We start from the raw sequence: 12,984 nt of genomic DNA on the forward strand, positions 1-12,984 counted from the left end.
GGAAATGCGCTCTAAATGTTTTTTCTAACGCACATCTAATGATGGTCGGAGTTGCCGACCTTTTTCCCAGCGCCATTGATAATCGTTTCGAGCAGCCAGGGCTTGTGGTCGATTATTTCGGAAAGCTCCTGCAGACCTATTTGCGAACCGGCTTCCTTCAGCAGTGCGTCGGCCACCGAGGCTGATCCGTTCTTGCCTTCCTGCGCCAAACGATGCGCCCGCCGGATCAGAAGTTCCGGTTGTGAAAAACTGCTCTCGGCAAGTCTTTTTTCTATTCGGCGCTGTAGCTCTTCCGGAGCAATCATCTGTTGAATTCCCTTATTCCTGAAAGGCCTGCAACCGGCAGCGGTGTGCAGCCCACATTATAAATCTATGTTGTGATGAAGTTTTTGCCACGTGACAATTCGTACAAATCTGACGTTCCGGCAGATTTTACTATGAGGGCGAGTAGGTGGAGCTGTGAGGCTGTTCTACTTTAGTATCACGGAATAGTAACGAAATATTTCAGCACATCAAATCCGCAAATTGGCCAAATTATTGCCACGCTTTCTCTTGTTTGCATCTGGCAAGCTACTTACATAGCCAGTACGCCTTGGCGGGAAGAGCAGTGGTCAGGTAGAGCGCGCGACGGGAAGCGGATTTCGCTTCACGGCAGTGTGCTGTAGCGGCCAGTGTCTGTTTCCGTTTGATAAACAATAAGAATTCAATGGTTTGAAATGGCCACTCTTCGTTACTTTATTTGGCCCATGGTTTTTACCGTACTGGGTCTCGCTGGTGCCGTTTGGCTCGGTTTCGAAATGACCGGCACTTTTGGGGGAATGGTCTCCGTCTTCATCATCTGTGCAGTTTTGAGCGTTCTCGAAATATCGCTTTCTTTCGATAACGCTATCGTCAATGCGCGCATCCTGCGCGACATGACGCCGGAATGGCAACATCGCTTCCTGACTTGGGGCATTATCATTGCCGTTTTCGGCATGCGCATCATCTTCCCGCTTGCCATTGTCGCCGTTGCCATGTGGACCGATCCGATCTCTGCATTGAAACTCGCGATCTGGCAGCCGGATGAATATGCTCGCGTGATCTCGGAATCCCATACAGGTATTGCTGCCTTTGGCGGTACATTCCTGCTCATGGTCGGCATGAAGTACTTCTTTGATGTCGAGAAGGACGTGCACTGGATCAAGGCCATCGAAAGCCGTATGTCGAAGTTTGCTTCGGTGCAGGGGGTCGAGATCGGTGTGGCAATCGCTCTGATCATCTTCTTCTCGTACCAGCTTGATGCCGAACATTCGCACACCTTCCTGATCGCAGCCCTGTTCGGTCTCCTGACCTTCCTCGCTGTCGAAGGACTGGGCGAGGTTCTGGATGCGACGCAGGAGCAGATGGATATGGTCCATCGCGGTGGTCTCGGCGCCTTCATCTATCTTGAAGTGCTGGATGCCAGCTTCTCGTTCGACGGTGTTATCGGTGCGTTCGCGCTGACCACGAACCTGTTCATCATCGCTATCGGTCTCGGTATTGGTGCATTCTATGTGCGTTCGCTCACTATCATGCTTGTCGAGCGCAAGACGCTGGGTCAGTACCGTTACCTCGAACATGGTGCTTTCTATGCGATCCTGGTTCTGGCGGTCATCATGTATGTCCAGACGCTGGTACATATTCCGGAAGTCATTACCGGCCTTATCGGCGCGGCTTTGATCGGTCTCTCGTTTATGTCTTCGCTGCGCTACAACCGGCTCAATCCGAACTGGCAGGAAGAAGCCGAAGAGGTGACAGGGCACTAGTTGGCCTTGTATCCCTGGATTAGAAGGGCAGCTTCGGCTGCCCTTTTTTTTGGGTGCGCCGAGCATGGCGCGTGGTGCGCAAGCATCGCTCGACCGGGATGGTATCCGTTCGATGACTTGGAGGTGAAAGTCCTCTACGGGCCCTGGTGATGGGAACCGTTAGCCGAACAGCAAGGGCGTTGTCGTAAGGCGGGGTCTGAAGGAAGCTGTAAGCAAAGTGCCGGCCTGACGAACAGGAAGCGCATAAGAGGCAGTCGCATCAGGGCAAGGGGGCCCATTTACCCAAAGCCCGATATCACCCGGATGATGCGGCTGTAGATGCGACAGGTATATGGCATGAAGGTCACGCGTCTTACCTCGGGAGATCTGTCGCCTCGCCACCGGCAACGGTGTGCTACCGCCGCTGAGAAGCGACGGAATAGGGCGGCAGAAGTCAGCAGATGCCGTAGTAGCCGTACCGGACGGCGAAGGGCTGAACATGAAGTGTCGGATGGAGAACGATCTTTCGATGACGACAGCAGATGCAGATAATGGAGCTGAAACGCCCCATGCCCATGCGGAAGGTAGTGGCCGGAAGCTGCGAGAGGATGCCTTGGGCGCATCAAACGTCACGGCAGGATCGTCCAACTCACAACCGAAGGACGCGATGCAACTGATGGAAATGATCGTCAGTCGCGATAACATGATAGCGGCCTTACACCGCGTGGTGTCGAACAAGGGAGCGGCGGGCATCGACAAGATGAGCGTTGGCGACCTGAAGCAGCATCTCGTATCGCATTGGCCGCGCATCAGGGAAGACCTGCTGGCGGGTCGGTATGAGCCAGCGCCGGTGCGCGGGGTGGAAATCCCCAAGCCCGGCGGCGGGAAACGCCTTCTTGGCATTCCCACGGTTCTCGACCGCCTCATCCAGCAGGCGATACATCAGGTGCTGATGCCGATCTTCGACCCAGGCTTCTCCAATTCCTCTTTCGGCTTTAGGCCGGAGCGGAGTGCCCATGATGCGATCCTTGCCGCACGGTCCTATGTGGCCGACGGTTACCGCGTTGTGGTTGATCTTGATCTGGAGAAGTTCTTCGACCGGGTAAACCACGATGTGCTGATGGCACGAGTGGCACGCAAGGTCTACGACAAACGGGTGCTGCGGTTGATCCGCCGTTATCTGCAAGCCGGGTTGATGATGGGCGGGATGACGACAATGCGAAGCGAGGGAACGCCGCAGGGCGGTCCCCTGTCTCCGCTATTATCGAACGTCCTGCTCGACGATCTGGACAAGGAACTGGAACAGCGCGGACATCGCTTCTGCCGCTACGCCGACGACTGTAATATCTATGTGCGGTCAATACGTGCCGGTCAACGGGTGATGGCTTCGCTCACCGCCTTCCTTGGAAGGAGACTGAAGCTGAAGGTCAACGCCACCAAAAGTGCTGTTGACCATCCATGGAACCGGGTCTTTTTGGGTTATACGATGACGTTCCACCGTATGCCCCGCCTCAAGGTGGCGGTACAAAGTGTGAAGCGTCTTCGTGGCAAACTGAAAGCCCAGTTCCGGGCTGGGCGTGGCCGGGCCATTGACGCCACCATCAAGGACCTAGCGCCGATCCTGCGCGGCTGGACAGCTTACTTTAAGCTGGCTGACGTGAAGGGGACGTTCGAGGAAATGGATGGATGGGTTCACCGCAAGCTGCGGGCTACCCTGTGGCGGCAATGGACGAAACCAGCCGCGCGCGCAAGAAACCTGATGCAACGAGGCATAAAGAAGGAGCGTGCATGGATAAGTGCCAGCAATGGCCGGGGACCATGGTGGAATGCCAGAACCTCACACATGCACGAAGCCCTACCGAATGCCTACTTCACCAAAATCGGGCTGATCTCGTTCCTGAAGGAACACCGACGCCTATACTACGCTTCATGAACCGCCGTATACGGAACCGTACGTACGGTGGTGTGGGAGGAGGGCCTAAAATGCCCTCCTACCCGATCCTTGACCGAATCGCCGGAGTTGAGGACCATCACCGGACGCGACTGACATCGCGCTTTCATGCTGCAGATCGTTTTCAGGGGATCATGATCGGCGCGCTGCGGCTCATTCGGGGAAGGGGATTTCCATGATCGTAACACGTTTGAGCAAAACCGCCTTTGTGGCGGCTATAGCCTTTTTCGCAACGCTGGTTTCGTTCGGTAATATCACCGATTACGACACGAATTTCGGCTTCGTGCAGCACGTCCTGATGATGGATACCATCTTTCCCGATGCCACGATCAAGTATCGCGCCATCACTAATCCGATGCTGCACAATGCCGCCTATATTCTCATCATCGCGGCAGAGACGCTGACGGCGATCCTGTGCTGGATCGGGGCGTTTGCGATGCTCGGTCGTCTGACTGACCGGGCGGTCAGCTTCAACCGTTCGAAGAAATGGGCCATTGCCGGTCTTGCACTCGGTTTTCTGGTCTGGCAGGTCGGCTTCATGTCGGTTGGCGGCGAATGGTTCGGCATGTGGATGTCGCAAACCTGGAACGGGATCGAATCCGCGTTCCGGTTCTTCATCACCATCATCGCTGTGTTGATCTTCGTCGTGCTGCCGGACGGCGAACTGGTGGATTGAATTTGACGTTTGAATCCCGACTTCATGAGATGCTGTTTCAAACGCCAAATTCGAAAAATCCACTAGATACATGAAGTTACCAGTGGTCTTTGCGATTCCGACATTTGCTCAGCGCCTGTATCAGAGGGACGCAAATGTCGGAATCAGACCACTAGAGTAAATGTGATGCTGAAACAGGCTCGTCAATCAACTCGACACCAGCCTGTTTCATCTTCTGCAGCATGATGTCCATTGAGCCATTAAGGTTGATCCCGCGGCACGCATCCAGACGGACGCGCACCTGAAAGCCTTCTGCAATGGCGTCGAGCGCCGAATAGGCGACGCAGAAGTCGGTGGCCAGTCCCGCCAGAGTGAGCGAACCAATGTTACGTTCGCGTAAATACCCGCCAAGACCGGTCGGCGTACTGCGGTCGTTTTCGAAGAATGCAGAATAGCTGTCTATGCCGATGCGAAAGCCTTTGCGAATGACGAGTTGTGCCCGCGTCCACTGCAAGTTGGCGTGAAAATCTGCGCCATGACGACCCTGAACGCAATGGTCGGGCCAGAGCGTCTGCAGGCCATAGGCCATCTCGATCGTATCGAAAGGCTGGGCGTGGGCATGAGTCGAGGCGAAGCTTGAATGATTGGCCGGGTGCCAGTCCTGCGTGAGGATCACGTGTTCGCTTTCATCGATCAGCCGGTTGACGGTGGGAATGATTTCGTCACCGCGATCGACGGCTAGCGCACCGCCGGGGCAGAAATCATTCTGGATGTCGACAACCACAAGTGCATGACCGATCATAGAATACTCGCTTTGCTTATTCCGTAACCGACTATAGCCAGACAGGGTTCACGAGACCAGCAATAAGCCGCGTTCTGGTATAACATCGGCAAGAGTGCTACGGACGGCTCAAATCAGACACCAGACAGGAAACCATCATGACAGATGTTATCGTCCGCGACAGCAATGGAACTCAGTTGAATGACGGCGATTCCGTTACCTTGATCAAGGACCTGAAGGTCAAGGGAACCTCCACGACATTGAAGCGGGGAACACTGGTCAAGGGCATTCGCCTCACCGGGAACCCGGACGAAGTCGATTGCAGCACCAAGCAGGTCAAGGGACTGGTGCTGCGGACCGAGTTTCTGAAGAAAGCCTGATTTTCAGAGCGCGCATCTTATTCCAAAAACCGCTTCGCACTTTTCGGGATACGCTCTAAGCATCGATCTCCACGCGACCGCGTGGGCGGCTGCAGCAGGCGAGGATATAGCCCTCGGCAATTTCGTCGTCGCGAATGCCGCCATTGTGGTTCATCTCGGTCTCTCCGCCGAGGCACTTCACCTTGCAGGTGCCACAGATTCCGAACTCGCAGGCGCTCGGAATCTTGAGGCCGCCACTACGGGCGGCAAGCAGGATTGTGTCGTTTTCCGTACATTCGACTTCCACGCCGGAAAGGCTGAAGACGACGCTGGCTGCTGCCACGGCCGGGGCGATGGGTGCTGTCGCTGTGCTCGCCGGTTCGGAGAGCGTGGACGGCACCGGAACCGACGAAATCTCGCTGGCCGGATTAAAGCTCTCCTGATGATAGTTGGCCATGTTGAACCCGGCGTCTTCCAGCAGGCCACGTACACCGTTCATGAACGGCTCCGGTCCACAGCAGAAAACCTTGCGATGCAGGAAATCAGGTGCCAGCAGTTCAAGCCGGGCACGGTCTATTCGCCCGTGCAAGCCCGGCCAGACATGGCGTGCCGATGATTGCTCGACAATGAAGGCCAGATGCATTGCTTCCATGCGACCGGCAAGCAGCTCCAGTTCACGGCGGAAAATGATGTCGTCCGGCGTGCGTGCGCAATTGATGAACGCGACGTCGGTCGCAGGGGCACAGTCGAAGAGCCAGCGCGTCATGGAAACCATCGGCGTGATGCCGGAACCGGCAGAGACGAAAAGATACTTTTCGCCCGGATGATTGGCGAGTGAGAAATCGCCGTTCGGTCCGTAAGCCTTTATCTTCATCGGTGGACGCAGATTGTCGAGCATCCAGCGCGTGCCGATGCTGTCCTTCTGCGCCTTGACGGTGACGGAGACGTGGTAGGGGCGGGAAGGGGTCGAGGAAAGCGTATAGGTCCGCAGCACCGGGCCGAGGCCATCTGCCCGTTCAATCGGCAGTTCCAGAGTAACGAACTGGCCCGGCGTATAGCGGAACCAGTTGTCCTCGGCGGTCTTGAAGGAGAAGGTCATGACGTCTGGCGCTTCTTCGATGGCCGAGATGCATTCCAGCATCTGCAACCTGTCGTTCCACGGCAGCATCTCGTCCAGATATTTCAGAGGCTGCATGACCTTCTCACTTCTTCAACTGCATTTCAAAAATCAGGCGACGCGGCTGAGCTTTGCCGCTTCACCACGCAGGCGCGGCGTAATGGTGTTGGTGTACCATTCGAGGAACTGCATCACGCCGCCTTCATGTTCAACCGAGTAAGGGCCCGGCTGATAAGCGGGCGAGCGAATGCCCACCGCATTTTCTTCAACGATCTGCCGGTCCTGGTCATTGGTCTGGATCCACACATGGGTCAGTTCATCGAGATCATAGTCCACGCCTTCGACGGCATCCTTGTGGACGAGCCATTTGGTGGTGACAAGCGTTTCCTCGGCGCTGATCGGCAGAACGCGGAAGGAAATCGCATGATCTGCCATCAGGTGGTTCCAAGTTGATGGATAGTTGAACATCAACATTGCACCGATATTCGTGTTACCAGCTACCTGATCGCTCAAAGGCTTCTTGACAGCCGCCTTGCCAGACATGGTGTAGCTCACCGCGTCGCGCAGAAGTGGGATGCGGGTGATGCGATAGCGCCCATCTTCGGACATGTTGAATTCTGCAGGCAGACCGATGCTGGCGCAATTCTTCCAGAGCTGGTTGATCTCCGGATCTTCCATCACGCCCTGCACGCCGGTTGCCGACGGAGCTTCCGGATAGGTGCGGCAGAGTTCTGGATGGTTCGCGGCGCAGTGATAGCACTCGCGGTTGTTTTCCCAGACGAGCTTCCAGTTGCCCTTCTCGATGATCGAGCTTTCGAAGGCGACCTTTGCATCCTTGATATTGTGCGGTGCGAGATAAGGCTCGACCAGATTGCGGAATGCACCGAAATCGGGCGCTTCCTCGGCGACGCAGACATAGATATAGCCGGCGACGGTTTCGCAATGAACCGGCTTCAGGCCGTATTCGGCAGGCTTGAAGTCAGGGCCGACCTGACGCGCGAAAAGCAGACGCCCGTCCAGTTCATAGGTCCACTGGTGATAAGGGCAGACGAGCTTTGCGGCGGTTCCCTTTTCAGCCGCGCAAATGCGCGAGCCACGATGGCGACAGGAATTGTGGAAAGCACGAATGCCGCCCTGCGCATCGCGAACGATGACAACAGGATAAGCGCCGATTTGCACGGTCATATAGGAACCGGTCTTCGGCAGCTCGCAATCATGGCCGACAAACAGCCAGTCCTTGTAGAAAATGTTCTCCAGATCCAGCTTGTGATATTCTGGATCGGTGTAGAATTTCTGCTCCAGGCTGAAATTGGGGTCGCGCCCGGTCAACAGCCCCAGCATTTCGTTGCGAACGTCCATAGCCTCGAACCCTTGCTTTCCATCTTGGATCTGCCTTCTGCTGTTCTCCCAGCGACTATGGCTCGATCCGGTGTTCCCTTTGTCTTCCGGAAGCACGGCTTGTCCCGTTATCTCAATGGCTTGCTCACATCTCCCGAGGTCTGTGAACTAGCTTCCGTTATCCCGATTCAATCACTGAACTATTCTAAACGCGCATTGGGATGCGACATGGTTTTCGCGTAAAGACGACACGCCAAAATGTCGCTTTTGCGGCGTGATCAGATCGTCGCAAATATGTGTTACATCCGCCTTCGGAGCGTTTCCGGGATTGCAAATTGGTTTAAAAGCCAGTTACCACGTCAACCACATCCCAATCTGTTTCATTCCATGGGAGGCTCGGTGGCCATGAAACGTTCTGAAATCAACGAAATCATCCGCGAAAGCGACGCTTTCATCCGCTCTTTCGGCTATGTCATGCCGCCTTTCGCATATTGGTCGCCCGAGGAATTGAAGGCGCGGACCTCTTCGGATGCGCATGCCATTCGCGATGCGCGCCTTGGTTGGGATATTACGGACTACGGGCAGGGCAAGTTCGCCGATCTTGGCCTGTTCCTCTTCACCACGCGTAACGGCAACGCAGAAGACCTCAAGCGCGGCGGTGGCATGCTTTATGCCGAAAAGATCATGATCTCGCGCAAGAACCAGCTTTCTCCGATGCACCGGCATGTGGTGAAGGCCGAAGACATCATCAATCGTGGTGGGGGCACGCTGGTGCTGGAACTGTTCAACTCGCTGCCGGATGGCAGTGTGGATGAGCAAACCGACGTGACTGTTGCCACCGACGGACGCCTTGTGACGCAGAAGGCTGGTGCTCATCTGAAGCTGCAGCCGGGCGAAAGTGTGACGCTGCTGCCGGGCAATTGGCATGCTTTCTGGGGGGAAGGCGGCGATGTGCTGATCGGCGAGGTTTCGACCGTCAACGACGACCTGACCGACAATATTTTCCGCGAGCCGATTGGCCGTTTTTCGAATATCGATGAAAACGAGAAGCCGCTGCATCTTCTGGTATCCGACTACGACAAATGGCTGTGAGCCTACCGATATTTCGGTTCTAGCCGCCTGCAAATGGCGTTGTTTGACGTTTCCGGTCTGCATGTAACTTTAAGTGAACGATGCTCCGGTTCTCTAACGCTGCCATTTCCGGCAAACCGGGGCCGGAATCTCACGCGAAGCCAAACTGAAGGACTGAACATATGAAGCTGGCGATGATCGGAACGGGCTATGTGGGTCTGGTTTCAGGTGTGTGTTTTGCCGAATTTGGTTTTCACGTTACCTGCGTCGACAAAAACCCGTCGATCATCGAGCGGCTAAAGGCCGGGAAAGTCACCATCTTCGAGCCAGGGCTTGATGAGTTGATGACCCGCAATATTCGCGATGGTCGGCTGGAGTTCAGCACCGATCTTCCGGCAAGTATCGCCGATGCCGACGTCATCTTCATCGCTGTTGGCACGCCATCCCGTCGTGGTGATGGCGAGGCGGACCTGCAATATATCGAAGCAGCTGCGGATGAAATCGCCGCCGCCATGAAGCCGGGCGCCGTGGTCGTCATCAAGTCGACGGTCGTGGTTGGCACCAATGCGCGCATACGCGACCGTATCAAGGCTGCCAGTCCGGCTGTGTCGTTCTCGATGGTGTCCAATCCGGAATTCTTGCGGGAAGGCTCGGCAATAGAAGATTTCATGCGACCCGACCGTGTTGTTGTTGGGGTGGAAGACGAGCGCGGCAGGGCCGCGATGCAGCGCCTCTATCGTCCGCTTTACCTGCGTGAAACGCCGATGGTCGTCACGTCGCTGGAAAATGCGGAAATCATCAAATATGCGGCCAATGCTTTTCTGGCCATGAAGGTGACGTTCATCAACGAGGTTGCGGACCTTTGTGAGAAGACCGGCGGCAATGTGCAGGAAGTCGCGCGCGCCATCGGTATGGACAATCGCATCGGCTCGAAATTCCTGCATGCCGGTCCGGGCTTCGGCGGATCGTGCTTCCCGAAGGATACGCGGGCCTTTGCTGCGACGGGCAAGAAATATGATGCGCCGCAATCGCTGATCGAACAGGTCATTGCGGTCAATGAGACGCGCAAACAGTCGATGGCCGAACGGATCGTGACTGCGGCCAAGGAAAACGGTGCAGACACGGTTGCTGTCCTGGGCGTCGCCTTCAAGCCGAACACCGATGATATTCGCGAGTCTCCTGCGCTCGACATTATCGCGGCCATTCAGAAAGCCGGGATCAAGGTTCAGGCGCATGACCCTGAGGCCATGGACGCTGCCAGGGCGGTGCTTCCTGATGTTGTCTGGTGCAATTCAGCTTACGAAGCGGCGAAGGGCGCAGGCGTCGTTGCCCTGCTGACCGAATGGAACGCTTATCGTGCGCTGGATCTTAAGCGAGTGGCCAATGTCATGGCCGGAAATGTGCTGATTGATCTGCGCAATGTCTACAAGGCAGAAGATATTGCAGGCACCGGGCTAGATTATCGTTCGGTTGGGCGGACGCTTCGGGCCTGACTGGTGGTCTGATTCCGACATTTGCATCCCTCGGATATGAGCGCCGAGCAAATGTCGGAATCAAAAAAACCACTAGTAACTTTATGAATCTAGTGGATTTTTCGAATTTGACGTTTGAAACGGGATTTATATCGGACGGGTATCAAACGTCAAATTCAATCCACTAGAGCATTTCCAGCAAAAGTGGAAACCGGTTTTGCGTCCAGAAATGCTCTGGAAACGACCGGGGAGTTTACTCCCCGGCTGTCAGCCGCTTCTTCTCATTGGCGATGAGCCAGAGATTGCGAACATAGACGATGAGGCCAAGTCCTTGGCCAGCGATGAAGACCGGGTCTTTACGCTGGATCGCATAGATCAGCAGCAAAGTGCCACCGAAGAGTGAGAAGAACCAGAAGGCAACCGGCATGACGCTGCGTTTTGCCTTTTCGGAAGCCAACCACTGCACAACGAAGCGCATGGTGAAACAGGCCTGAGCGACGAAGCCCAGCACGATCCAGCCATCCCACTGGGCCACGAAAACCTCGTGCAGCCACTGTGACAGGCTGTTGAAAATATCAGTCATGGGTGATCTCTCTCACACGCGGAACGACCTTGCGGCGCTTCCGCAGCCACCAGACGCCATAAAGGTCCAGAATGCCACGCACTCCACGGTCTAGAATGCCGTAATTGGATTTGCCGTGGCGGCGTTCGCGGTCGACAACATCGACATGCACGACGTCGAAACCTTCGCGGATTGCCAAAGCAGGCAGATAGCGATGCCATCCGTCAAAGAAAGGCAGTTGCCGGAACAGGTCAGTGTGCAGCGCTTTCAGGCCGCAGCCGGAATCGCGGGTCTTGTCCTTGAGGATCGCGCCGCGCAGATTGTTGGCAAAGCGAGACGAAAGCTGCTTGAGTTTCGTATCCGTGCGCTTGAGGCGCTGTCCGGCTGCAATGCCGTAATCAGGCCCGGCCTTTAACAGTGCATCTGCCAGAACCGGGAGATAGGCGGGGTTGTTCTGTCCGTCGCCATCCATAGTCACGACGATCTTGCCGCGTGCCGCGAAAACACCGGAGCGCACAGCAGCGCTCTGGCCTGACGACCGGTCATGGCGCAGATGGCGGAGTGGCTTGCCGGCATGAATGCGGCCCGCGAGTACATCGCTGGTCGAGTCCGTCGAACCGTCGTCGACGACGATGACTTCGTATGCGCGGCCCTGCATGGCGGCATCGACTTCATCCAGCAAAAAGGCAAGATTGTCGGCTTCGTTGCGGCAGGGGATAACCACAGAAATCGTCGGTGTGTCCAAGCGGAGTGTTCCTTTATTCCTCGCGCTATCTGCTTAAGCTCGGCTTTCCTGCCCGGAAACCCGATAACGCGCAAGGCGCGCTCCATAGCATTGATTGGATGGCAAAGCCAAGACGGTTCAAGTAAACGTGAGTTCTGGCCCGGATAATAGCTTGATTGATCGGTTGACTGCCGTTTTTTAGCCGGACATTGCCGAATACGGAAGAGCCTCCGCCAGCCAGTCCAGAAAATTCTGTGTCACCTCGTCCCGGTTGATTTCATTGAGGCTCTCGTGGCGGGTGCCGGGCAGGATCGTGCAATTGATACGCTCGAAACCCATTTTCCGCATTCTGTCTGCCAGTCTGCGCACGGCGGCACCGTTCACCGTTGCAGGGTCTTCGGTCCCACCAACAAGATTGAAGGGCATGTTTCGCGGGATATTGGAAAAGTTCCGGTCGTCGGCGCCACGGCGGATCAAGCGGAAAATGTCGATCCATAACGCCACGCTGGCATCGAAGCCGCAAAGCGGATCTGCGACATAGGCGTCGACCTCTGCCGGGTCGTGCGAGAGCCAGTCGAATAGCGTGCGGTGGCCCTTTATGGATCGACCCCAGGCGCGGAAAGTCATCTTTGGCAGAATGGTACTCGGAACATCCGAGCCTTTCAGCATGCGCTCCATATAAAGAAGTGCGAGCGCTGCAGCGCTTTCCGCGCCACCATCGACATTGGCATTCCAGATCGCGGCGGCATCGACTGTGTCAGCGTAGTCCAGCACATAGTTCAGCGTGATCAGCCCGCCCATGGAATGTCCGAAAAGCACGACCGGAAGGCCCGGATGGTTCTCGTGAATATTCCGGTTAAGCGCCCGCACGTCCTCGATAGCCACGATATGGCCCTGCTTTTGTGCAAACATTCCTCTTGGCGCATGAGCGCCGATATTGGCGCCGTGGCCGCGATGGTCGTGGATATAGACGTGGTAGCCTGCTGCGACCAAGGCGGACGCGAAGCGTTCATAGCGTGCGGAATGTTCGGCAAGGCCGTGGCATATCTGGACAACGGCTCGCGGTGTCCCGGCGCGGACGGTGCGGAACGGGAGTTCTGATTTGTCTGAAACCGGCAGATGATGAATGGTTTTGAATGTCATTTCGCCATCTGATTTTATGCCGTGCAAATAGTCAATCTCCTCCGTTGC

At 55.9% G+C, this 12,984-nt stretch carries 13 protein-coding genes; 6 read left to right on the forward strand and 7 right to left on the reverse strand.

Annotated elements, in window-relative coordinates; all coding sequences use genetic code 11:
- Positions 1-35 precede the first annotated feature (35 nt).
- On the reverse strand, positions 36-305 hold the full coding sequence (locus tag OANT_RS08865) for a hypothetical protein (protein ID WP_010659690.1): 270 nt from the start codon (positions 303-305) through the stop codon (positions 36-38).
- Between the two features lie 411 nt (positions 306-716).
- Between OANT_RS08865 and OANT_RS08870 the strand changes: the two genes are divergently transcribed.
- The 3 genes from OANT_RS08870 to OANT_RS08880 all read left to right on the forward strand — a co-directional run bounded on the left by OANT_RS08870 (position 717) and on the right by OANT_RS08880 (position 4,390).
- On the forward strand, positions 717-1,784 hold the full coding sequence (locus OANT_RS08870) for a DUF475 domain-containing protein (protein ID WP_012091719.1): 1,068 nt from the start codon (positions 717-719) through the stop codon (positions 1,782-1,784).
- Between the two features lie 508 nt (positions 1,785-2,292).
- Positions 2,293-3,696: a group II intron reverse transcriptase/maturase gene (gene ltrA / locus OANT_RS08875; RefSeq protein WP_011982869.1), complete on the forward strand. Its 1,404-nt coding sequence runs from the start codon at positions 2,293-2,295 to the stop codon at positions 3,694-3,696.
- 193 nt (positions 3,697-3,889) lie between these two features.
- Positions 3,890-4,390 (forward strand): DUF2165 family protein, encoded by a 501-nt coding sequence (locus OANT_RS08880; protein ID WP_010659692.1) that lies wholly within the window; start codon positions 3,890-3,892, stop codon positions 4,388-4,390.
- A gap of 151 nt (positions 4,391-4,541) precedes the next feature.
- Here OANT_RS08880 and pncA read toward each other — a convergent pair whose 3' ends face one another.
- The gene (gene pncA, locus OANT_RS08885) at positions 4,542-5,171 is read right to left on the reverse strand and encodes a bifunctional nicotinamidase/pyrazinamidase (RefSeq protein ID WP_012091720.1); all 630 of its coding nucleotides are present in this window, start codon (positions 5,169-5,171) and stop codon (positions 4,542-4,544) included.
- Positions 5,172-5,308: 137 nt separating this feature from the next.
- Here pncA and OANT_RS08890 point away from each other — a divergent pair, with 137 nt between their 5' ends.
- Complete coding sequence (locus tag OANT_RS08890) at positions 5,309-5,530, forward strand: alkylphosphonate utilization protein (RefSeq protein WP_010659694.1); 222 nt, start codon at positions 5,309-5,311, stop codon at positions 5,528-5,530.
- Positions 5,531-5,585: 55 nt separating this feature from the next.
- Here OANT_RS08890 and OANT_RS08895 read toward each other — a convergent pair whose 3' ends face one another.
- Both OANT_RS08895 and OANT_RS08900 read right to left on the reverse strand, forming a co-directional pair.
- On the reverse strand, positions 5,586-6,704 hold the full coding sequence (locus OANT_RS08895; RefSeq protein WP_012091721.1) for an FAD-binding oxidoreductase: 1,119 nt from the start codon (positions 6,702-6,704) through the stop codon (positions 5,586-5,588).
- 33 nt (positions 6,705-6,737) lie between these two features.
- A complete protein-coding gene (locus tag OANT_RS08900) occupies positions 6,738-7,985 on the reverse strand; it encodes an aromatic ring-hydroxylating oxygenase subunit alpha (RefSeq protein ID WP_012091722.1) in 1,248 nt (415 codons plus the stop codon).
- A 384-nt stretch (positions 7,986-8,369) separates the two neighbouring features.
- On the opposite strand from OANT_RS08900, the gene OANT_RS08905 reads away from it, so the two are divergent.
- The gene (locus OANT_RS08905) at positions 8,370-9,056 is read left to right on the forward strand and encodes a D-lyxose/D-mannose family sugar isomerase (RefSeq protein WP_012091723.1); all 687 of its coding nucleotides are present in this window, start codon (positions 8,370-8,372) and stop codon (positions 9,054-9,056) included.
- A gap of 161 nt (positions 9,057-9,217) precedes the next feature.
- On the forward strand, positions 9,218-10,528 hold the full coding sequence (locus OANT_RS08910; RefSeq protein ID WP_012091724.1) for a UDP-glucose dehydrogenase family protein: 1,311 nt from the start codon (positions 9,218-9,220) through the stop codon (positions 10,526-10,528).
- 232 nt (positions 10,529-10,760) lie between these two features.
- Here OANT_RS08910 and OANT_RS08915 read toward each other — a convergent pair whose 3' ends face one another.
- From OANT_RS08915 to OANT_RS08925, 3 genes are all read right to left on the reverse strand, one after another.
- Complete coding sequence (locus tag OANT_RS08915; protein ID WP_012091725.1) at positions 10,761-11,090, reverse strand: lipid-A-disaccharide synthase N-terminal domain-containing protein; 330 nt, start codon at positions 11,088-11,090, stop codon at positions 10,761-10,763.
- The gene (locus OANT_RS08920) at positions 11,083-11,814 is read right to left on the reverse strand and encodes a glycosyltransferase family 2 protein (protein WP_010659700.1); all 732 of its coding nucleotides are present in this window, start codon (positions 11,812-11,814) and stop codon (positions 11,083-11,085) included. The genes OANT_RS08915 and OANT_RS08920 overlap by 8 nt, the downstream gene beginning before the upstream one ends.
- A 177-nt stretch (positions 11,815-11,991) precedes the next feature.
- Positions 11,992-12,936 (reverse strand): alpha/beta fold hydrolase, encoded by a 945-nt coding sequence (locus OANT_RS08925; RefSeq protein WP_012091726.1) that lies wholly within the window; start codon positions 12,934-12,936, stop codon positions 11,992-11,994.
- Positions 12,937-12,984: the final 48 nt, after the last annotated feature.

It is taken from the genome of Brucella anthropi ATCC 49188 (assembly GCF_000017405.1).
In the GTDB taxonomy this organism is placed as follows: Bacteria; Pseudomonadota; Alphaproteobacteria; order Rhizobiales; family Rhizobiaceae; genus Brucella; species Brucella anthropi.